This is a genomic window from Rhodopila sp., from assembly GCF_035548235.1.
Taxonomy (GTDB): Bacteria; Pseudomonadota; Alphaproteobacteria; order Acetobacterales; family Acetobacteraceae; genus Rhodopila.
The window spans coordinates 1-21,844 of sequence record NZ_DASZTJ010000192.1; the positions used below are offsets into that span (position 1 = coordinate 1).

Consider the following 21,844-nt stretch of genomic DNA (forward strand, 5'->3'; position numbering starts at 1 on the left):
GGCCGGGGTTGGCCTGGTCGGGCCGGGCCGTGACGGGGGCACTTGCACCGGGATCTCCGCGGCTCGCGGATCAAGCGGGCTGCCGAGCAAGGGGCGGTCATCGAGGCCAAGGATGTGGACCGGCCCGGCGAGAAGCTCCGCCGGTGGGATCGCGAACCCGCGCACTTGGGCCAACGGGCCGGTATGGGGAAAGTGCCGACCGCGGTCACGGGCGACGATCCGCCTCTCCCGGTTCGTGTCCGGCCAGCGCAGCGTCAGCGCCGGATCTGTGGCCGGATCGTTCGGATACCAGGCCCAGCCGGTGATCCCGCCATCGTCGGCCTCGACGCATCCGACCAGACGGCGGATCACGTCGATACGGATCGGACTGCCCAGCAGGTGAATGTCGCCGACGCGTACCTCCACCCGCGACGCCAACGGCCAATGGCGCGGCAGCTTGGACACGGGTTTCCCATCGAGGGTCACGCGCGGCTTCCCATGCCGCCCGGCGGGTGAGTGCCCGGCAGGTGGATGGATTTCCAGCCGCCCGTCGCTATGCAGGCCGCACCAGCCGGTCTCGGCCGCGATCCGGTCGATCAGCCCGATCGACTCCACCGGCAGCGCATGCTCTGCGAGGACACGGGCCAGCGACCTGAGCGCTTCCGCCCCGTCGCCCTGCCGCAGTCGGCATGCCGCCAAACCCAACCAGGCCTGGGCTACGCCATGTGCCTCGGCGACACGCGCGAACAGCGACGCCGCCCATTCAGTGTCCTGGCTGATCCAAGCGCTCGCCAGCGCCAGCATCACATTGGGATCCGTCGGCACAAGCCGGTGCGCGCGGTCCAACCATCGGAACGCTGCATCGTTGTCCCCCGCCAGCAGCGCAGCCTGCCCGTTCACCAGAGCGGTGCGTGCCTGGGCCTCTATATCGGCCGCCGGCGGGTCATCCATCACTCAGTCGCCGGAGGCATGGATGGCGGCGCCGCGTTTGACCTCCGCTGGGGCGGCTGGAGGTGACGGCAGCGCCGCGAGGTCGCCCTTCGCCTCCTGCAGGCCCTGCGCGACGGCACGTTCCAGCCAGCGGCGGGCTTCCTCGACATTCAGGTCACCGGCGAGATTCCGCGACAGGTAGCGCCCCAGCATCATCTGCGCGTAGGGGTGGCCGCGTTCGGCGGCAGCGCGGAACCAGCGCTGGGCGCCGGCACGGTCCCAGGGAACTTCATGACCGCCGCCCAGCATGGCGGCGACGGCGAACATGGCGCCGACATGACCCCGACCGGCCGCCTTTTCGAACAGCGCCAGTGCAGCGGGATGATCCTTGGGCCCGCCGCGACCGTTCAGCATCATGTCGGCCAGCATCACCTCCGCCTCGATCATGCCGACATCGGCGGCCCGCTTGATCCAGGCACGGCCTTCCTCGGCGTTGGCATCGACGCCGCGGCCTTCGACCAGCATGCGGCCATACCAGTACTGCGCGTTCACCACGCCGTCGGCGGCGCGGCGCAGCCATTCGGCCGCCTTGCGGTCGTCACGTTCGATGCCCACGCCCTCGGCGAGACAGACGCCGAAATTGAAAGCGGCGATCAAGTCGCCGGATTCCGCCGCCTGCTCGAACCATTCGCGCGTGCGGACCTGGTCCTGCTCGTCGCCGTGGCCCCTCAGCAGCAGGTTGCCCAGGTCGACGACCGAATGGGAATCGCCGCCTTGCGCGGCGACGCGGAACAGCTTCGCGGCCTCATCCTGGTCACGCGTCACGCCAGCCCCGGTCAGGTACAGCATGCCCAGCGCCCGAGCGGCGCCTTTGTGGTTGGCGTCGGCGGCGCGACGGAACCACATGGCGGCTTCGGCGTAGTTCGGCGGCAGGTTGCCGCCGCGGGCATAGAGGTCGCCGACCACCGCCGCGGCCTCGGGGTCACCGGCCAGCGCGGCACGGCGCAGCCAGGACTCGCCTTCGACCGGATTGGCGGGGACGCCGCCGCCTTGCATCAGCGCCAGGCCCCAGCGTGCCTGCGCCGAACGGTGGCCCTTTTCGGCGGCCTGCTTGTAGCATTGGACGGCGGCGTTCCGGTCCTGCGGCACACCCACACCGCGTTCCTGGAGCATGCCATATAGATACAGCGCCGTGGCCAAGCCGTTCTCACTGGCCTGGCGCAGCAGGCGCACGACTTCTGTCTGCGTCTCCGGGTCGGTCGTGTCGCGTGCCAGCACCAGCGCATAGCCAAGCTGTCCTTGCGGACATCCGCCGGCGGAGGACTTCTTGTACCATTCGTCGCCTTCGGCTTGGTTCCGAAGCTCTTCCGGCCCCGACGTCAGGATGAAGGCCAGCACGGCCTGCCCCTCGGCCGACCCGCCCTCGGCCGCCCGGCGTGCCCATTTGGCGGCGGCGGGATAGTCGGGTTCGAGCTGGGTCTGGCTGCCGAACAGGCCGCCATGGCCGGCCTGAGCCAGCGCCGGTCCCATGCCATGGAGGGACAAGGTGGCCAGGAACGCCTGCGCCTCCACATATCCCCGCTCCGCCGCGCGCTCGACCCACCGGACCCCATCCGCCCGGCTTGGCGGGACGCCCGCGCCTTCCAGATAGCAACGTCCGACCCGGAACTCGGCTTCCGGCAAGCCGGCGCGGGCGGCGCGCGACAGCAGTTGGAAGGCGCCTTTCAGGTCGCCCTGCTCCCGCAGCTTGATTCCACGCCTCAGCGCCGCGGTCGGTGACACGCCGCCGAGCAGTCTGTCAATTAAGGCCATCGTCCCGTTCTGTCCGCTTGCGGGTTAGAGAGAGCCTTACGGCTCCCGCATGCCCTCGGTGACCAGGGGTATCGTCTTGCCCATCAGGTAACGCAGCACGGTCTGCTTGCCCACGCGGATATCGGCGTGAACCGGCATACCCGGGATCAGATGGAAGTTGGCGGGCACACCCCGCAGGTTGATCTGATCCAGCGTGATGCGCGACCTGTAGTACAGGGTGCCGGTATTCTGTTGGGGCACAGGTACCGACCCGGTCGGGTTCCGCACTTCATCCTGCGCCGAGAAGCTGTCCGGGCTGACGATGCGGACGACGCCATGCCCCAGGCCGTATTGCGTGTACGGGAAGGTATCGAACTTGATGTCGACCGGATCGCCGACATTCACGTGACCGTCGTCATCGCCGGAGATGTTGGCCTCGATCTCCAGCGGCGCTTCGGTCGGCACCAGGGTGATGAACTCCTGCCCCGGCTGCAGCACCGATCCGACCGACACTTTCGCAATGGTCATCACCGTGCCGTCCGTGTCGGCGCGCAGTTCCACCAGTTGCCGGCGCAACTGGTTCTTGGCAAGGCTTTCGCGCGCGTCCGACAGCTTGCTGAGCACGTCGGTCAATTGCTGCGCGACGTCGTTGTGCCAGCTTTCGATGTACTGGTTGCGCTCCGCGACCAGGGCGGCGAGGTCTCGCTGCGCGCCCTCGGCGGTTTCCCGTGAGTTGTCGACATAGCGTTGCATTTCCGCCCGCGTGTCCATCGCCGACAGCGTGTTCAGCTTGGAGCCGACATTGAGCTTCTCTAATTGAAGCCGCATCTGCTCAAGCTGCCTGGCGTAAGCCAGGCGATCCTGGTACCCGGCCTCATCGGACCTGGCGCGGGCGATCGTGGCGCGCAGGCTGTCGAACTTCTCCCGATAGTTCTCCAACTTGGAATTGTATTCGGACTGGCGCTGGGCGTAGACGGCCGCCTGGAAGGCCATGTTCGGATCTGTTCCGTTATAGGTGAACGGACGGTTCTCCAACTCCGCCTGCATGCGCAGCGTCTGAGCCTGCAACTGACTGACCTGCGCAGCCGAGGCGGTGGCGTCCGCCGCCGCGAAGGTCGGGTCCAGCCGGGCCACCACCTGGCCGGCATGCACGACTTCGCCGACATGCACGTCGATCGAACGGACGATCGCCGTTTCCAGCGGCTGGACGACGATTGTCGGCGACTTGGAAATGACGACGCCCGGCGCGGTCACCACCTTGTCGACCTTCACGGTCCCGGCGACCACGAACAGCGTGAGGACCATCGCCGTGAGCGTCCAACTGACGTTCCGCGCCAGGCGCGGCATCGGCATGTTGATGATGGCGCTGGACGGCGACTGGTACTCGAGGATGACCGGCAGCGTCGGGTCCAGCCGATCATCCTGCTTCGGCTCAAGAGCCTTGGATGAGGGTCGGGGCAAGAGCGGCATGGCCATGTCCTTCTTTGTACATGTGGCGATTCTGCTGGTTCCACAGCGTCCGGTAGACGCTGCAGCGTTCCAGCAGGGCCTCGTGCGGGCCAATGTCCAGCAGCTTGCCGCGTTCCAGGACCATGATCAGGTCGCAGTCGACAAGGGAGGACAGGCGGTGGGACACGATGAACATCGTCCGACCGCGGGCGATGCGGGCGAGGTTCGCATTCACCAGCGCTTCCGATTCCGGATCGAGGGCGCTGGTCGCCTCATCCAGGATGAGGATGCGCGGATCGGTGATCAGCGCGCGGGCAATCGCAAGGCGCTGGCGCTGGCCGCCAGACAGGTTGGGCGAGCCTTCCTCGATATAGGTCTCATACCCGTTCGGCATCCGCTCAATGAACTCCTCGGCGCCGGCCAGGCGGGCGGCACGGATCGCGTCCTCCAGCGTCAGGCCTGGGCGGCCAGCCAGGATGTTTTCCCGGATGGTGCCGCGGAACAGGAAGTTCTCCTGCAGGACGACGCCGAAATTGGAGCGGAGGTGGCGCAGGTTGATCGACCGCAGGTCGGCGCCGTCGATCTTCAGGAAGCCGGAATACTCGCGGTTGATGCCCTGCAGCAGGCGGGTGACGGTTGATTTGCCCGACCCGGACCGGCCGACCAGACCCAGCATGGTGCCGGCCGGGATCTCGAAGCTGATCCGGTCCAGCGCCGGCAGCTTGGTACCGGCATAGGTGAAGGTGACGTCCTGGAAGCTGACGGCGCCCGCGAACTTGGGCCGGACGCCGGTGCTGGCCGCATCCTCCAACGGACGGTTCAGCACCTCTCCGGCCTGCGACATGGCGCCGCCGACCTCTTCCCATTCCTCGATCAGTCGGGCGAGGCCGACCAGCGGCGCCGACACGCGCTGGGAGAGCATCATGAACGCGAACAGGCCGCCGACTTCGTAACCCGTGTCGCTGGAGAGCGCGAGATAGGCGCCAAGCATGATGATGCCCATCCACATGAAGCGCTCGATCGGGGTGACGAGGGTCTGCGGCCAATTGGACAGCAGCCCCATGGCCAAGCGCCATTTACCGACATCGGCCACCCGCTCGTCCCACAACGACTTGCGCTGCGGCTCCAGGGCCAGCGCCTTGACGGTCTTGATGCCGAAGATCGTTTCGCCCAGCGCCGCGCTCTTCATCGTCTCCGCCGCCATCACCTTGGCGAAGATCATCCGGATCGGCCGCAGGTAGGCGACGATGATCAGCATGATGGCAGTGGCACAGACCAGCACAACCCAGGCCAGGGTGGAGTTCAGCCAGAACAGGAACGGCAGCAGCACCGCCAGGGTCATCAGGTCCAGCAGCGTCGCCATCAGCTTGCCGGTGATGAACTGGCGCACCTGGTTGATCTGGCTGATGCGGTACATCGTCTCACCGGCCGGGTGCCGCTCGAAATAGTCCAGCGGCAGTCGGACCAGGCGATTGAAGATATGCAGGTTCAGCTTGGCGTCGGTGCGGACGCCGACGATCAGGATGATGATCCGCCGCGCGTAACCCAGCAGCGTCTCGAACACGATGCAGGTCAGCAGGATTAACGAGATCAGGGTCAGGGTCGAGTAGCTGTGATGTGACAGCACCCGGTCGACGACCTGCATCGTCAACACTGGGGGAAAGATCGTCAGCAGGCTGATCGTGAAGGACGCGATCATCAGGTCGCGCAGGTGCTTGCCTTCCTTCAGCACCATGCCGATCAGCCAGCGCAGGGTGAAAGGCGGGTCAGCCTCGGCCTGGCTACGTTCCGCGCGCAGCAGGACCGCCTCGCCCGACCAGACCTCGGCCAGGCGCATTTCGTCGACGGCGACCGGAGGATCTGCCTCCGGCGCGCGCGGGTCGCGGATCAGGACGATCTTGGCTTCCGGATTGGCGCCGGTCAGCAGGCCGGCGCTGCCGTCGTTGAACAGCAGCACGACCGGGCCGGCACCTGCGGTGGCAAAAAGGTTGCGCCATTTCAACCGCAGCGCGCGGGACCACATGCCTGCTTCCTGTGCCCAGGCGCTCAGCGCCGCCGGGCTTGGGACGGTCTCACCCTGGCCGAGCCGGAAATCAACCGGATCAAGTTCCAACCCGAAATAACGCGCGGCCATCATCATCGCCAGCAGACGCGGATGGATCGGCCCGCGCGGGCCGCCCGCCGAGGCGCCGGGATCGTCCGCAGTGCCGCCACCGCCGGACTGTAGGGCCGTTCCGGGCGCACGGTTGTTCCCGAACGGGCCTGGCGTGAGTCCGTCAGCTATATCCACGAGCAAACCTTTCTATCGGCGTATCGTGTCAGGCAGTTCGGTTGAAGACCACAACCCTGCCGTGCCTGAGGATACTGATACCACGGACGTACCGGTCCCGCACGCTCGGATGTGCTCCATCCAGGCTGCATCCCCGAATTTCCTGCCCTTCCGCGTTGCCGACGCGGCTGCCGTCCGATCACAAAAGCGAGTATGACGAAGCGATTCAGCAAAACCAATCAAAATCTTAATTTCGAGATGGTATTTGAAACAAATCTGCACCAATCCTGCCGGTTCACACAACCGGACCTAGCCGCCTTTTGCCACACTCACGCCCGGAAGCAAACAACCGAAGTGCTACAACTTTAAGGCGCGGCAGGACCCGGTACGTCATGGCGGGTAGCGCCCATGCCGCGCGGATAGTCGTCACGGCCAAGGGATCGGGCTATCGTCTGGACACTGCCGCTTGCGAGGAATCCGACCGCGATGGAAATACGTGCCGCCAACGACGCCGACGTGCCCGATATCCAGGCGATCTACGCCCATCACGTCCTGCACGGCACCGGCACGTTCGAGGAGGAGCCCCCTTCGGTCGAGGAGATGATGGTCCGCTTCCGCAAGGTGGTCGACAACGGGTTCGTCTGGCTCGTCGCCACCGACGCGACCGGGGTTCTGGGTTATGGCTATTACGCCCCGTTCCGCGAACGCTCCGCCTATCGGTTCACGGTGGAGGACAGCATCTATGTCCGGGAGGACGTCCGCGGCCAGGGCGTCGGCAAGATGCTGGTCAAGCGGCTGATCGAATTGGCCACGGCGGCGGGGCTGCGGCAGATGGTCGCGGTGATCGGGGATTCGGACAATGTCGGTTCGATCGGCGTGCATGCGAGCCTGGGCTTCCACATGATCGGCACGATGAAGGCGGCCGGATTGAAGTTCGGCCGCTGGCTGGACGTCGTGACCATGCAGCGGCCGCTGGGCAAGGGGGATTCCACGCTGCCGGCATAAGCCAGCGCCCGCACCCATGATCGAGGTCTTATGAGGATCGACCGGCGCCTGGCCGTCATGGCGGCCTATGGGTTTTTCTCCGGCTTGCCGCTGCCGCTGTCCGGGTTCACGCTGCGGCTCTGGCTGTCCGACAGCGGCGCCGGGCTGTCCGTCATCGGACTGACTGCTTGGATCGGCCTGGCCTATTCGCTGAAGTTCCTGTGGTCGCCCTTGCTCGATCGGCCGCCGCCGCTGGGCCTGCTGCGCGCGCGCGGGCGGCGCCGAGGCTGGCTGCTGCTGGTGCAGCCCCTGCTGGGGGGTGCCGTGCTAGCGTTGGCGCTGAGTCAGCCGTCGCATGGCCCTTTGGCCGCCTTCGCCGCCGCCGCCGGCGTGGCAATCCTGTCGGCGACCCAGGACATCGCGATCGACGCCTGGCGCATCGAGACGTTCGCGCCCACCGAACAGGGCCTTGCGCTCGCCGTCTATGTCTGGGGTTATCGGGTTGCGCTGCTGGGCTCGACCTCCGGGGTGATCGCGGCCGCGGCCGTGATCGGCTGGCATGTGGCATTGAGCGGCGCGGCGGCGCTGGCCGCATGCGGGCTGCTCGTCACCCTGCTGGCCCCCGATCCGGGTGGTTCGGTCGTCCGGGCAGGCGGGCTGCGGCATGCCGTGATCGATCCGATCCAGGGCTTCTTCGACCGACCCTCGGCTTGGCTGGTGCTGGCGTTCGTCGCGCTGTTCAAGCTGGGCGAAGCAATGGCCGGCATCATGACCGCGCCGTTCTACCGTGCCGGCGGCTTCAACGCGGAGGCAATCTCCGCGACCGGTCCGTTCTCCCTGGCCGCCACGCTGGCGGGCATCACCCTAGGCGGGACGCTGGTCGCTCGGATCGGCGTCGGCCGCGCGCTGCTGGCGACGGGATGGGCGCAGACGGCGGCAATGGCGATGTATGTGGTGCTGTCGCTGACGCCGGGGAACCACGGGGTGCTGTACGCGACCGTCAGTACCGAGGCATTCGCGCAAGGTCTTGCGGACGCGGCGTTCCTGACGTTCCTGTCGGCGCTGTGCGAACGGGAATTCGCGGCGACGCAATACGCGCTGCTGTCCTCGGTGCCGCAGCTGGCGATCCACACGATCGGCGGCGTTTCGGGGGTAATGGCGCTGGCACTGGGCTGGACGTGGTTCTACGTCGCCTGCATGGCCGGGGCGTTGCCGGGGATGGCGCTGATGCTGGCTTTGCTGCGGCGAGACGCGGCGCCCCAGCCCCGGTGACCGGCGCCGTCACTCCGCGGCCGTAACCAGTTGCGGGGTTCGCTGCCGAGCGGAGCGGACGACCAGGAGGAGGATGACAACGAGGTGGACGGCGTTGAACGCCACCCCCACGGCGAACGCCATCTGATACGACATGAACAGGTCGTACAATTTGCCGCCGAACCAGCTTCCGAACGCCATGCCCCCCATCAAGAACATCAGAACGGTGGGAATGCGCCACGACGCCTCCCGCGCCGGGAATAGGTCACGGACCGCCACGGCATAGGCCGGGATCAGGCCGCTGAACCCCAGGCCGTAGGCGCCGGCGATCAGGAACAGTCCCACCTCGTTGCGCGTCGTCAAGAAAGACGCCAGCGTCACGATCTGCGCGATTGACCCGAACAGGATGGTGCGCAAGCCACCGACCCGGTCCGCGAGCAAGCCCCAGAGTTGGCGGGAGATGAAGGCGCAGGTCAGCATCACCGACAGCATGGCGGCGCCGTCGGCGGCGGGGATGCCGATATCGCCGCAAAACGCAACGAGGTGAGAGGCCGGGATCGCCATCGGCACGCAGCAGAAGAAGCCGGCGAAGCACAGCGTGACCTGGACTGCGATCGGCGGCAGTCCCAGCGGCAACCGTCCCGGAGCCGGCCCTGACGACGGTGTGCCGACCCGCAACTCCGGCGGGGCGCGCAGGAGCAAGACCAGCGGCAATACCGCCAGCATAAGCCCGCCATAGATCAGCATCATCGTCTGCCAGCCGACGTGGGCATTGCCATACTCGATCATCGGCGGCCAAAACATACCGGCAACGTATTGTCCCGACGCGACCAGCGCCAGCGCCGTCCCACGCCGCTTATCGAACCAGTGGCTGACATAAACCGTCAGGGGTGCGTAAAGCGCGCCAAGGCCGAACAGCCCGATCAGCAACCCGTGACCGACGTAGATCGCCCAGATCGACCCCTGGCCGCCCGATCCCAGGCCGGAGAGCGCCAGCCCCGCCGCGATGGACACCACGCCCAGCACGGCCGTCCAGCGCATGCCGATCGCGACCGCGACCCGCCCCATGACGACGCCGCCGATCGCATTGCCGATCCAGATCAGCGCCGATGCCAGTGCGATCACAGAACGATCCGTGCCCAGATCGGATTGAATCTGCCGCAGGCCGACGACGACCAGGAGCGGTGCGCCGAAACCGACAGACAGGATGACAAGGGTCAGAATGGCGGCTTGCCAGGACCGCGGACTCTCAATCGTCTCGTCTGCGGCTCGCGGCATGGGCGTCAGTTTCCTTTCCACGACATTTTAACCTGTCATTTGCGCCATTCCAACGCCGATCTATAAACAGATATCAAAATGGAGAGCGCCCCTTGGACAAACCGACCCCCGCCCCCTCAGGCTCCCCCTTTGGCGACCCCTCCGGCCCCCTGAAGGGGCTACGCGTTTTCGACCTCACTCGCGTGCTGGCGGGACCGACCTGCGCGCAGATGCTGGCCGATCTCGGCGCGGATGTGATCAAGATCGAACGGCCGGGCACCGGCGACGATACCCGTGGCTTCGCTCCGCCCTTCATGCCGGGTACCAAGGAAAGCGCCTATTTCCTAGGGGTGAACCGCAACAAGCAGTCGGTCACCCTGGATATCGCCCAGCCCGAGGGGCAGGAAATCGCGCTGAAGCTGATCGCGCAATGCGACATCCTGATCGAGAACTTCAAAGTCGGCGCCTTGGCGAAATACGGATTGGGCTACGAACAGCTCCACGCGAAATTCCCCCGGCTGATCTACTGTTCGATCACCGGTTTCGGCCAGACCGGGCCCTATGCGCCCCGCCCGGGCTATGACAGCCTGATCCAGGGCATGGGCGGGGTGATGTCGCTGACAGGCGAGCCCGACGGACTGCCGCAGAAAGTCGGCGTGCCGGTCGCGGACCTGTTCGCCGGTCTTTACGGCTGTATCGGCATCCTGGCGGCGCTGCGCCATCGCGACCTGACCGGGCAGGGCCAGCAGATCGACATCGGCATGCTCGACACCCATGTCGCCTGGCTGGCCAACCAGGGCATGAACTACCTGGCCACCGGCGAGAACCCGCCGCGCCTGGGCAACCAGCACCCGAACATCGTGCCCTACCAGGTGTTTCCCACCGCCGATGGGCACATGGTGCTGTCGGTCGGCAACGATCCCACCTTCAAGCGCTTCTGCGAGGCGTTCGATCTGACCCATCTTCTGCAAGACGAACGTTTTGCCACCAACGCGGCGCGCGTCAGCAACCGCCAGCTTGTCACCGATACGCTGACCCCGGTGATGCAGCAACACCCGACCGCCTGGTGGATCGAGCGGCTGGAGGCGCTGAAGATCGGTTGTGGCCCCATCAACAAACTCTCCCAGGTCTTCGACGACCCGCACGTCAAGGCTCGGAACATGGTGATGGAGATGGCGCATTCGTCCGGCCAGTCGGTGAAGCTGATCGCGAATCCGGTAAAACTGTCGGAGACGCCAGCCGATTACCGCATCGCACCGCCGCTGTTGGGCGAGCACACCGACGCCGTGTTGGGCCAGCGCCTGGGCCTGGACGCCGACGCGCTGGCTGCGCTGCGCGAGAAGAACGTCCTCTGATGGCACCGCGCGCCGGTTCGGTCACCTATCTGCTGGCCGGCGCGTTCCATCGCCTCGCGTTCGACGACTGGGGCGATCCGGCGGCGCCGGTGGTGGTCTGCCTGCATGGCCTGACCCGGAACGGACGGGACTTCGACGCATTGGCGACGGACCTCGCCCGCGACTTCCGGGTCATCTGCCCCGACCTGCCGGGCCGCGGACGCTCCGATTGGCTGAAGGACCCGATGTTGTACCAGGCACAACATTATGTCAGTGTGCTGGGACACTTGCTGGCTTGGATCGGACGGGACGTCGCCTGGGTGGGCACGTCCCTGGGTGGAATCTGCGGCATGCTGCTCGCCGCCGCCGAAGGTTCGCCGATCACCCGGCTCGTGCTGAACGATGTCGGGCCGTTCATCCCCGCCGACTCGCTGCGGCGCATCCGTGACTACCTGGTGGCGTCGGGCGATTCGCCGTTCATGAAACGATTTCCCGACCTGGAGACGATCGAACGGCATCTGCGGATGGTCCACGCGCCCTTCGGCCCGCTGACAGACGAGCAATGGGCCACCATGGCGCGCAACGCGGCGCGCGAACTGCCGACTGGCAAATATACGCTGCACTACGATCCTCGCATCGCCGAACCCATGCGTGGTCACGAACCAGCAGACGTCGACATGTGGCCGTTCTGGGACCGTATCCAGGTTCCGCGGTTCGTGCTTCGGGGTGAAAGCAGCGACGTGCTTCTGGCGGAAACCTTCGCGCGCATGCGGGAAAGCGGCGCCCAGGGCCTGGAAATCCCCGGGACAGGACACGCGCCGGCGCTGCTGGATCCAACCCAGATCGCGGCGATCCGCGCGTTCCTGACCGGCTGACGGCGATGCGGGCGCCACCAGCCGAGATCGTCTATCGGCCTTACTCGCGCGGTCCACACCGCATGGCGATGGACCTCGTCAGCACCCCGCTTACGGCGTGGTTCGAAATCGACGACCGTTACTTCAACGAAATGATTGAGCGCCGACGCCTCCTGGCGGCCGATCGTGACGCCGTCTTCGCGGCAGGCCCGGACTCCGGCGTGGCCCGCGAGGAAGCGCTGACGATGATCGTGGACAACCTCACCACGACCCATCCTGATTGGTTCAGCCGCGAGGCCGGTGGGCTGCGCAACCACCTGACCGGCGAGACCTGGACCGCCGGTTCCCTGGACCCGCTGGAACTGGCCGGACGGTTGGTGCAGGAGGACCTGTGCGTCATCCACCCTACGGAGGACGGCCCGATCTTCACCGCCGCCATTCTGTGCTTTCCCAGCCGCTGGCGCCTGTGGGACAAGATCGGCAAGCCCCTGGCCGCTGTGCACGGACCGGTCCCGCTGTACGCCGACCGCCTGTCCCGGCCGGTCGATCGCTTCTTTCGAAGCCTTAAGCCCGACCGCATCGTGGAACGGCTGAACTGGTCCCTGCTGGACGACCCCACGTTGTTCCAACCCGGCGGCAAATGGCGCGACGCCAGCGATGATGCGATCACGCCGGACAATGTCGCTGACCGCGTCTTCCTGCGCGTTGAACGCCAGACCCTGCGCGCCCTGCCCGCCAGCGGTTCGGTGCTGTTCGGGATCCGGGTACATGTCTATCCGTTGTCCCGCGTCATCGGTTCGGCCGAACAGGCGGCGACGCTGGCCGAGGCGGTGCGGGCGCTGCCCGCGGAGATCCAACACTACAAGAGCCTGCTTGTATTCCGTTCGGCCTTGCTGTCCTGGCTTGATGAAACGGTCGACGCCACGACAGCCTGAAACAGCGCAGGCGTGTCCCTGCCAGCGATCAACCGTGTGGTTTCTATAGAAACGGCATTCTGACGCCACCTCCCGAAACTGGACACCCGGACCAAGATGCGCTCCCATCTCGTGGAACTGAGCGCGGTCCAAGCAAACGCGACCGCTACCGAGGAAATTTGCGCGCAGTCGCGCGCGGGAAACGTCCGAGAGGTTGCCGTGGTCCGGAATCGGTTCGCGCTTTATGTCCTGTTGTTCCTGCTGATCACGATCAATTATGGGGATCGCGTGGCGCTTTCCATCGGCGCCCGACCCATCGCCGAAGAGTTCGGCATTTCGCCCGTGGGCATGGGCTACCTGCTATCCTGCTTCCTCTGGTCGTACGTGATCTGCCTGATCCCGTGGGGGATGGCGGTTGATCGGATCGGCATAAGAACGGTTAGCGGGATCGGGATCACGCTGTGGTCGATCGCGACCATCCTCACCGGCTTCGCCCCTAGCCTGCCTTGGCTCTTCGGCGCGCGGCTCGCCATGGGTGCCGGCGAGGCGAGCGCATTTCCCGCGGCCGGCCGCGCCGTCCGGGAATGGGTGCCGGCAAGCGAGTACGGACTGGCGAACATGCTGGTGATCAGCGGCGGCTACGCAGGTCCCGCCATCGGCGCCGTGCTGTTCGGCTGGTTCGCGCATTCACTGGGCTGGCGCGGTGCATTCGAGGTCCTGGGCGCTGTCGGGCTGGTGTGGCTGCTCGCCGCGCTGATCTGGTTCCGGCGGCCGTCCGGCGCCGCTCCCGAAACGGAGCGGCCAGCGGCCCGGCCAAACGCGGACTCGTCAGCAGGACCGGCTCTGCGCACCCTGGCGGGAAGCGTCAGCATGTGGGGCCTGTTCCTGACCCAGGGCGCCTGCGTCTATTCCCACTATCTGTTCCTCACCTGGCTTCCCAGCTATCTACAGACGACCCGGCATCTGACGATCTTGAAGACGGGACTGCTGTCCGCTGTTCCATTTGCCGCCACGGTGATCTGCAGCCTCGCGGTCGCGAAACTCAGCGACTATCTGCTGCGGAACCATGACCGCCAGACAGGCCGCCGGCGGTGGATGGTGGCGGTGATGCTGCTGATCTCGGCGGTCGTGCTGTTGACGCCGTTCGTCGCGAACATCTGGCTCATTCTCCTGCTTGTGACCGTTTCGCTGACCGGCACATCGGCTGCCACCGGCCTGAACTCCGCCCTGCTGACCGACCTGTTGCCCAGCGCATCCAACGCCGGCACGGCAACCGGCGTTCTCGTGGTCGGCGGCAACATCTTCGGCATGCTGGCGCCGATCGTGACAGGCTACGTCATCGCCATGACGGGCAGCTACGACATCGCCTGGCTGATCTCCGGGGCACTTCTCCTCGCCGGCATGGTCATCACGGTGACCATGACGCGACGCCCGATCGGCCCGGCACCGGTCAGGACCATTCCCTTGTCGGCATAAGGAGACACGTCATGCCCAGGATCAAGGCAGAACAGCTCAACGAAATCGCCCGCACACTTTTCATTGCCTCCGGCGTCCCGGAGTCGGAGGCGTCGATCGTCGCCCGCCATTGCATCGACGCCAATCTCGCAGGCCATGACTCCCACGGCATCATCCGCGTGCCCGACTACATCGATCGGGTGAAGCGCGGCCATATCGTGCCGGGCGCGCCCTGGAGCATCGTACAGGAAACGGACACGACGACCGTCATCGACGGCCATTGGGGATTTGGCTACGTGGTCACCGAACAGGCCATGAAGATGACGATCGAAAAGGCCCGCAAGCACAATGTCGCCGCCGCGACCGTCGCGCGACAGGGGCATATCGGACGCCTGGCGAGCTACACCCTGATGGCGGCCCAGCATGACATGATCGGCCTGATCACGGCGGATTCCGGCCGCTCCCCCAAGCAGGTCGTACCTTTCGGCGGCCGAGCGCCGAGGCTCGGGACAAATCCGCTTTCAGTCGCGGTGCCGTCGGGCCTGGACGGGCCGCTGTTCATCGATTTCGCGACGTCGGCCGTGGCAGGAGGCAAGATTTCACTGGCCGCGGCGCGCGGCCAGGCGATCCCGGACAATTGGATCATCGACAGCGAAGGCAAGGCCACGACGGACCCGAAGAAGCACAAGCAAGGCGGCGCGCTGCTGCCTCTGGGTGGCAGCGAAGGTTACAAAGGATACGGGCTTGCCGTGATCGTCGAGATCCTGTGCGGCCTGCTGACCGGACTGGGCTTTGGCGTCGAGCCAACCGGCAAGCACAATGACGGCTGCTTCCTCGCCGTGTTCAATGTCAATGCGTTCCTGCCTATCGCGCGATTCAAGCAGGAGGTCACCGATTTCGCCAAATTCCTGAAGGATACCCCTCCGGCCGAAGGCAGTGCCGGCGTGCTGTATCCGGGTGAGATCGAGTTCCAGGCCGAAACCGACCGCCGCAAGAACGGGGTCATGATCGAGGACGCGACCTGGACCAAACTGGGCGAAATCGCCGCCAGCCACGGATTGCGGGAGAAGCTGGGGCTTTGACGCGACCCGCGCCCTTCCGCGGTGCCGGCGGAAGGGCGGCGCCGTTCAGCCCCGGGGTTTCTCGGATCGTTTCCAACGGTCCCACCCGCCGGCGCGCAACTCGCAGGCCGGGCACGTGCCGCAGCCATAGCCCCAATCGTGCTGATGCGTCCGATCGCCCAGGTAGCAGCTATGCGTCAGCTCCCGCACCACCCCGACCAGGCTGCCGCCGCCAAGCTGCTCCGCCAGCACCCAGGTCGCGGCCTTGTCCAGCCACATCAACGGCGTCTCGATGACGAACCGCTGCTGCATGCCCAGGTTGAGCGTCACCTGCATCGCCTTCAGCGTATCGTCCCGGCAATCCGGATAGCCTGAGTAGTCCGTCTCGCACATGCCGCCGACGATGTGCTTGAGGCCACGCCGAGCGGCGATGCCCGCGGCGGCGACGAAGAACATGAGGTTGCGGCCGGGAACGAAGGTGTTCGGCAGCCCTTGCGCCGTCATGGCGATCGCGACGGCCTCGGTCATCGCCGTGGTCCCGACGCCGGCCAGCGCTCCTTTCAGGTCGATCATATGGTCCGGCCCGAGGCGCGGACCCCAGCCGTTGATCCGCCCAAGCGCCTCGCGGATCGGCGCTCGGCAGGTCAGCTCGACCGCATGGCGCTGGCCGTAGTCGAAGCCGACCGTTTCCACCGTCGCGAACCGGTCCAGCGCCCAGGCGAGGCAGGTGGTCGAATCCTGCCCGCCCGAAAACAGAACCAGGGCCGTGTCGTCTTGACTCATCTCTATCGGGTCTCCCCGTCCGCTGTGTGACAGGGCGACCGTAGCATAGGTCGGGTGGCATTGGCCTTGCTTCGTCGCAGCCGCCATCACAACGGGAGACGACCGATGAACGACGCGAAGACCGCCCTCGGCCAGAAGATCCTCGGCATCAAGAAGCAGAAGAAATGGACCTGGGCCGAGATCGCCGACAAGCTCGGCTACAGCCCCGTCTGGACCTGCGCCGCCTGCCTCGGCCAGATGTCGATGACGCCGGAAGCCGCGGAAAAGGCCGGTATCCTGCTGGGGTTGACGGACGCGGAGGTCGAAACCCTGCAGGCCGTGCCCTATCGCGGTTCGCTGCCGACACAGGTGCCGACCGATCCGCTGATCTACCGGTTCTATGAGTTGGTGATGGTCTACGGCACGACCTGGAAGGAGATGATCCAGGAGGAATTCGGCGACGGCATCATGAGCGCGATCGATTTCGACATGACGCTGGAACGCCAGCCGGACCAGAAAGGCGACCGGGTCAAATTGACCATGAGCGGCAAGTTCCTGCCGTATAAGCGGTACTGAAGCAAAACCGCGCCATCGTTTTTGCTTCCAAACAGAACCTGATCGCTGGCACTTTCCCGGATACCGGGAGGGTCCAACCGATGTTCGCGTCCGTGCTCATCGCCATGCTGCTGCTGGCGCTGGTTGTGCTGTATGTCTACGACCGTCGCCAGACCAGGCACACGCTGCTGCGGAACTATCCGATCATCGGCTATTTCCGCTATTTCGCCGAAACCCTCGGCGAATACATGCGCCAGTATCAATACCTGCCCGACTGGTCCGAACGGCCGTTCAACCGGCTGGAGCGGGCGTGGGTGTATCGGTCGGCCAAAGGTGTCTCCAACCTGCGCAGCTTCGGCAGCGAAAATGTCCCGGCCTTCGTCTTCCGCAACGCCGCCTTCCCCGTGCTGGACCAGGAAAAGCGCCCCTACCCCGGCAAGCTGATCGGGATCGCCGAGGGACCGGGCGCCTGCCGCCAGCCCTATTTCGCAAAAAGCTTCTTCAACATCAGCGGCATGAGCTACGGGGCGCTGAGCCACGCCGCCGTCAGCGCCCTGTCGCGCGGCGCGAAACTCGCGGATATCTGGATGGCGACGGGCGAAGGCGGCCTCGCGCCCTATCACCTGGAAGGCGGCTGCGATGTCGTCATGCAGATGGGCACGGCGAAATACGGCGTGCGCGACAAGGACGGCAACCTGTCGGAAGAGCGGCTGCGCGAAATCGCCGCCCACGAGCAGGTGCGGATGTTCGAGGTCAAGCTTGCGCAGGGCGCCAAGCCCGGCAAGGGAGGCATCCTGCCCGGCATCAAGGTCACGACCGAGATCGCCCGGATCCGCGGCATCCCCGAGGGGCGCGACAGCATCAGCCCCAACCGCCACACCGATATCGGCAATGTGCGGGAGCTGGGCCAGTTCGTCGAGAAGGTGCGCAACATTACCGGCAAGCCAGTCGGCGTGAAGTTCGTCGCGGGCGATGAGGCATTCCTGGAAGACTGGTTCCTGGACGCCAGGCAGCACCCCGAGGGCTGTCCCGACTATGTCCAGGTCGACGGCGGCGAGGGCGGTACCGGCGCGGCCCCGTCCGCCCTGATCGACTATGTCGGGCTTCCCATCACCGTCGCGCTGCCGATGGTCGCCTCGGCGCGCGTACGGCATGGGCTGGAGAATCGGATCAGGATCGTCGCCTCCGCCAAGTTGATCACGCCGGACAAGGTGGCCTGGGCGCTGTGCATGGGCGCGGATTTCGTGTCGTCCGCCCGTGGCTTCATGTTCTCGCTCGGCTGCATCCAGGCGATGAAATGCGGCACCGGCCGCTGCCCCACTGGCGTGACGTCGTCGGTGCCGCGGCTGATCAGCGGCCTGGACCCGGCCGACAAGGCGGTGCGGGTGGCCAGCTATGCCCGGCATGTGCGGGAGGAGGTGGAGATCATCGCCCATGCCTGCGGGCTGACCGATCCCACGGGCTTCCGCCCCAACCATGTCACCGAGATCGAACGCGGCGTCGGCGGGTTCCGGGCGCCGCAGGCCGGGGATTAGATCGGTCCGCCGGGGACCGGCCATCTTGACGAAACGGGGTTCGGCACGATCCTCAGGGGCATGCGATACGCGCGCTTGGGTCTCTGCTTCCTGTTGTTGTCCTCATCGGCCTGGGCGGCGCCGAAACCCGAGACCGTCACCGTCGTGATGGTGGATAATCGCTTCGAGCCCGATCACGTCATCTTCCACGCCGGCCGGCCAACCGAGCTGCGGTTGGAGAACCGGGGCAAGGACATGCACGAGTTCACCGCGCCCGACTTCCTGCACGCCTCGAAAATCCAGGATCGGAAGCGTCTGTCCAATGGCGGCGGCGACATCGTCGTGCAGCCTGGGCAGACCGTCACCGTCCGCCTGGTTCCCGGTCATGCCGGCAACTACAAGCTGATCTGCGCCGACCATGACTGGGACGGCATGGTGGGGTCGATCACGGTCCAGCCGTAGGCGCCACCTTCCTGCATCACGATGCTGGCATTGTCCTCGAAATATGCCAGATATCCGGCATGAACCATTTCCTGCTCAACCTGGCGCTGGCCGTGATCCCGGTGGTGCTCGCGATCACGCTGCACGAGGCCGCTCATGGCTACGCCGCCCTGGCCCTCGGCGACACCACGGCGAAGGATGCCGGGCGGCTGTCGCTGAATCCGGTCCGGCATATCGATACCGTAGGCACCATCCTGCTACCGGGCTTCCTGCTGATCAGCCAGTTGCTGGTGCCGCCGCACAAGATCTTCTTCATGTTCGGCTGGGCGAAGCCGGTCCCGGTCTCGGCCTGGAAATTCCGCAATCCGCGCCAGGGGATGGCGCTGGTCGCCGTCGCCGGGCCGCTGATGAACTTCTTCCTCGCATGGGTGGCCGCGCTGCTGATGCCGACGACGGGCTTTCCGGCGCCGACAATGGCGATCATCCAGCAATTCCTGGTCTATTTCATGCTGTCGAACCTGGTGCTGGGCCTGTTCAACCTGGTGCCCATACCCCCGCTGGACGGCGGCCGCATCGCCGTCGGGATCCTGCCGCTCGCCCTCGCCCGCGTCTGGGCGCGGGTGGAGCGCGCCGGCATCCTGATCGTGCTGCTGGCCGTCTTCGTCCTGCCGCGGCTGATCGGCGTCGACCCGGTCGGCGAGGCCCTGAACCACGTCCTGCCCTGGGCCTTCCGGACGATGTTCTGGCTCGCCGGACATGATGTCAGCGGATGGGACGGGAACACGATCTGAGGTCCCGCCCTGTCCGGGATCAGGCCGTTGCGCCGCCGTCGACCGGCAAGGCCGCACCGTTCACGAAGGAAGCCTCGTCCGATAGCAGGAACAGGGCGGCGTTGGCGACCTCCTCAGGCTGCCCCACGCGGCGCATCGGGTTCTGGCCGCCACGTTTGACCACCAACGTCTCGGGGGTTTCCCCCGCCGGGATCTGGCTGTCGGGGCGCGCGACAAACACCCGCAGCATGGGCGAGTCGATCGGCCCGGGGCAGACGGCGTTGACCCGGATGTTCTCGTGCCCGTATCGCTTGGCCAGCCCCTTCACCAGCCCGACGATGCCGAACTTCGCGACGTTATAGACCGGACTGAACTGGGACCCGACCAGGCCGGAGGTCGATGCGGTGAACAGAAGCGACCCGCCGCCGCGGGCACGCAGTTCCGGCAGCGCCGCTTCCGTCGTCACCAGCACGCTGCGCACGTTCAGCGTCATCGCGAAGTCGTAGTCCTTCCAGTCGATCCCCTCGACCGAAGCCGGGCCCGGGGTGCCGACATGGTTCCAGACGAAATCGAGACCGCCGAACTGCTTCACCGTGCGCTTGACGACGTCGCGCGCGAACCCATCGTCGGTCAGGTCGCCGGAAATGGCGATCGCCTTGCCGCCCGCGGCCTCGATCTGGCGCACCACCGCCGTAGTGCCTTCGGGGTTGAGGTCGACCACGGCCACCGACGCACCCTCCTTCGCGAACCTGACCGCCCCCGCCCGGCCCATGCCGGACGCGGCGGCGGTGACGATGCCGACTTTGTTTTGTAGCCGCATGGATATTCCCCCTCGATCAGCCGACTTCCATCGGCAGGCTTTCGTCCTTCGCCCATTCGGACAAGGATGCGTCGTAGACGCGCACGTCGGCATGGCCCAGCATCGTCAGGATCATGGCATCCGCGCTGGCTGCGATGCCGCCGCCGCAATAGGCGATGACGGAACGGTTCAGTGCATCCGCCGCACCCAGCCTGGCCCTGAGCTCGTCCGGCGGCAGGAACACGTTCGTCGCCGGATCGACCAAGGACGCAGCCGGAACGTTCAGGCTGCCGGCGATGTGCCCTGGCCGGCCATAGCTGTTGCCGCCGCTGCCGGCATGCTGCGCCGCCGTCAGCGCGTTCAGCGTGCAGACGCCGGGATCGCCGACGGCGGCCGCGACCTCCTGCTTGCCGACGAACAGGCCGCGCGGCGTCCCGGACATGAAGCTGCCCGCCGAACGCCGCTTGTCGGGGCCGGTTTCGACCGGCCGGTTCTCGGCCTGCCATTTTTGCCAGCCGCCGTTCAGCACGGCGGCGTTGTCATGCCCGAACTCCCGCAGCAGCCACCAGACGCGGGTAGCCCACCAGACATTGGCGGTGGAGTAAGTGACGATCTTTGTATCGTTGCTGATCCCGAACCGGCGCATCGCGGCCGCGAAATCCTCAGGCGCCTGACGCATGAAGTTGAACTTCGCGCGGGTGTCGGACACGTCCTTCTGCACGTCGCAGAACTGCGCGCCAGGGATGTGACCCCTCTCGAAATCATCGCGAGCGGGCTTGATGATGTAAGTTTTCTGCGGATCGGGGATCAGGTGGACGGTGCAGTCGAGGACGACCGTGTCCGCCAGGTGATCGGCGAGCCAGCCGGTTTCCACCAGGAATTCAGGATGCACGAAGCCGGACATGGATCACTCCCTATTTGGTTTCGTTCGTTATGGTTCTGTTGCGTCGTCGTGACCGGCGGAAACCGGTCATCCATGCCTTATGGTGCTGATGGAGCGAAAGGCGTAGCTGGCGGGCCTGCGCCCACCACGACGGGAGAGGCGGCGGAGACGCCGGCCATCAGTGCCCGGCGGGCAGTTCCGCCAGCTCGATCACGCAGTTGCCGGTCGATTCCGGGTGCAGGAACACGATCTTCGAACCGCCATGGCCGATCCGCCACGTATCGGTCTCCAGCTTCACGTTCTTGGCCTTCAGTTCGGCGATCGCGCTTTCGATGTCCTCGACCTCGAAACAGATATGATACAGGCCGGTGCCCTTCTCGCTGATCCATTTGCGCACGCCCGAACCGGGGCCGGCGCTTTCCAGCAGCTCGATATAGGTCTGCCCGACCGGCAGCATCGCCAGCTTGGTGTCGCCGATCTGCTCCTCATATTCCAGTTCCAGCCCGAACGCGTCCCGCATCAGGCCCAATGATTGCTGGATGGAGTCGACGGCGATGGCGATATGCTCGACCCGCTTGATTTTCATGATGCT

Annotated in this window: 20 protein-coding genes; 11 read left to right on the plus strand and 9 right to left on the minus strand. The window is 66.0% G+C overall.

The features are described 5' to 3' along the window. The 4 genes from VHB27_RS15760 to VHB27_RS15775 all read right to left on the minus strand — a co-directional run. A partial coding sequence (locus tag VHB27_RS15760; RefSeq protein ID WP_408904008.1) for a tetratricopeptide repeat protein occupies positions 1–930 on the minus strand: 930 nt, incomplete at its 3' end. 3 nt (positions 931–933) lie between these two features. Further along, positions 934–2,721 carry an SEL1-like repeat protein gene (locus tag VHB27_RS15765; RefSeq protein WP_325602127.1) on the minus strand — a complete coding sequence of 596 codons (1,788 nt, stop codon included), beginning with the start codon at positions 2,719–2,721 and terminating at the stop codon, positions 934–936. A 36-nt stretch (positions 2,722–2,757) separates the two neighbouring features. Next, on the minus strand, positions 2,758–4,170 hold the full coding sequence (locus VHB27_RS15770; RefSeq protein ID WP_325602129.1) for an HlyD family type I secretion periplasmic adaptor subunit: 1,413 nt from the start codon (positions 4,168–4,170) through the stop codon (positions 2,758–2,760). Further along, on the minus strand, positions 4,133–6,286 hold the full coding sequence (locus tag VHB27_RS15775) for a peptidase domain-containing ABC transporter (RefSeq protein ID WP_408904009.1): 2,154 nt from the start codon (positions 6,284–6,286) through the stop codon (positions 4,133–4,135). Before VHB27_RS15775 ends, VHB27_RS15770 begins: the two co-directional genes overlap by 38 nt. 618 nt (positions 6,287–6,904) lie before the next feature. On the opposite strand from VHB27_RS15775, the gene VHB27_RS15780 reads away from it, so the two are divergent. After that, entirely contained in the window at positions 6,905–7,423 is a 519-nt protein-coding gene (locus VHB27_RS15780) for a GNAT family N-acetyltransferase (RefSeq protein ID WP_325602133.1), read from the plus strand. Between the two features lie 30 nt (positions 7,424–7,453). Continuing rightward, complete coding sequence (locus tag VHB27_RS15785; RefSeq protein WP_325602136.1) at positions 7,454–8,674, plus strand: AmpG family muropeptide MFS transporter; 1,221 nt, start codon at positions 7,454–7,456, stop codon at positions 8,672–8,674. A gap of 9 nt (positions 8,675–8,683) precedes the next feature. On the opposite strand, the gene VHB27_RS15790 is transcribed toward VHB27_RS15785, so the two are convergent. Next, the gene (locus tag VHB27_RS15790; protein WP_325602138.1) at positions 8,684–9,931 is read right to left on the minus strand and encodes an MFS transporter; all 1,248 of its coding nucleotides are present in this window, start codon (positions 9,929–9,931) and stop codon (positions 8,684–8,686) included. 92 nt (positions 9,932–10,023) lie between these two features. Between VHB27_RS15790 and VHB27_RS15795 the strand changes: the two genes are divergently transcribed. The 5 genes from VHB27_RS15795 (at position 10,024) to VHB27_RS15815 (ending at position 15,549) form a co-directional block, all read left to right on the plus strand. Continuing rightward, positions 10,024–11,265, plus strand: coding sequence for a CaiB/BaiF CoA transferase family protein (locus VHB27_RS15795; RefSeq protein WP_325602140.1), 1,242 nt, complete (start codon positions 10,024–10,026; stop codon positions 11,263–11,265). Next, complete coding sequence (locus VHB27_RS15800; protein WP_325602142.1) at positions 11,265–12,119, plus strand: alpha/beta fold hydrolase; 855 nt, start codon at positions 11,265–11,267, stop codon at positions 12,117–12,119. The genes VHB27_RS15795 and VHB27_RS15800 overlap by 1 nt, the downstream gene beginning before the upstream one ends. A 62-nt stretch (positions 12,120–12,181) precedes the next feature. Continuing rightward, complete coding sequence (locus tag VHB27_RS15805; protein ID WP_325602144.1) at positions 12,182–13,033, plus strand: heme-dependent oxidative N-demethylase family protein; 852 nt, start codon at positions 12,182–12,184, stop codon at positions 13,031–13,033. A gap of 198 nt (positions 13,034–13,231) precedes the next feature. After that, positions 13,232–14,488: an MFS transporter gene (locus VHB27_RS15810; RefSeq protein ID WP_325602146.1), complete on the plus strand. Its 1,257-nt coding sequence runs from the start codon at positions 13,232–13,234 to the stop codon at positions 14,486–14,488. A gap of 11 nt (positions 14,489–14,499) precedes the next feature. Further along, positions 14,500–15,549 (plus strand): Ldh family oxidoreductase, encoded by a 1,050-nt coding sequence (locus VHB27_RS15815; protein ID WP_325602148.1) that lies wholly within the window; start codon positions 14,500–14,502, stop codon positions 15,547–15,549. Positions 15,550–15,594: 45 nt separating this feature from the next. Here the strand turns inward: VHB27_RS15815 and queC are convergent, their stop codons facing one another. Continuing rightward, positions 15,595–16,311: a 7-cyano-7-deazaguanine synthase QueC gene (gene queC / locus VHB27_RS15820; protein ID WP_325602150.1), complete on the minus strand. Its 717-nt coding sequence runs from the start codon at positions 16,309–16,311 to the stop codon at positions 15,595–15,597. A 105-nt stretch (positions 16,312–16,416) separates the two neighbouring features. Between queC and cynS the strand changes: the two genes are divergently transcribed. From cynS to VHB27_RS15840, 4 genes are all read left to right on the plus strand, one after another. Further along, a complete protein-coding gene (gene cynS, locus VHB27_RS15825; protein ID WP_325602153.1) occupies positions 16,417–16,866 on the plus strand; it encodes a cyanase in 450 nt (149 codons plus the stop codon). An 80-nt stretch (positions 16,867–16,946) separates the two neighbouring features. Beyond that, positions 16,947–18,380: an FMN-binding glutamate synthase family protein gene (locus tag VHB27_RS15830; protein ID WP_325602155.1), complete on the plus strand. Its 1,434-nt coding sequence runs from the start codon at positions 16,947–16,949 to the stop codon at positions 18,378–18,380. 60 nt (positions 18,381–18,440) lie between these two features. Further along, entirely contained in the window at positions 18,441–18,821 is a 381-nt protein-coding gene (locus tag VHB27_RS15835) for a cupredoxin domain-containing protein (protein ID WP_325602157.1), read from the plus strand. Between the two features lie 59 nt (positions 18,822–18,880). Next, positions 18,881–19,591 carry a site-2 protease family protein gene (locus VHB27_RS15840; protein ID WP_325602160.1) on the plus strand — a complete coding sequence of 237 codons (711 nt, stop codon included), beginning with the start codon at positions 18,881–18,883 and terminating at the stop codon, positions 19,589–19,591. 19 nt (positions 19,592–19,610) lie between these two features. Here the strand turns inward: VHB27_RS15840 and VHB27_RS15845 are convergent, their stop codons facing one another. The 3 genes from VHB27_RS15845 to VHB27_RS15855 all read right to left on the minus strand — a co-directional run bounded on the left by VHB27_RS15845 (position 19,611) and on the right by VHB27_RS15855 (position 21,838). Further along, a complete protein-coding gene (locus VHB27_RS15845; RefSeq protein WP_325602162.1) occupies positions 19,611–20,390 on the minus strand; it encodes an SDR family NAD(P)-dependent oxidoreductase in 780 nt (259 codons plus the stop codon). 16 nt (positions 20,391–20,406) lie between these two features. Further along, positions 20,407–21,273 (minus strand): sulfurtransferase, encoded by an 867-nt coding sequence (locus tag VHB27_RS15850; RefSeq protein WP_325602164.1) that lies wholly within the window; start codon positions 21,271–21,273, stop codon positions 20,407–20,409. 157 nt (positions 21,274–21,430) lie between these two features. Then, a complete protein-coding gene (locus VHB27_RS15855; RefSeq protein WP_325602166.1) occupies positions 21,431–21,838 on the minus strand; it encodes a VOC family protein in 408 nt (135 codons plus the stop codon). Between the last annotated feature and the right edge of the window lie 6 nt (positions 21,839–21,844).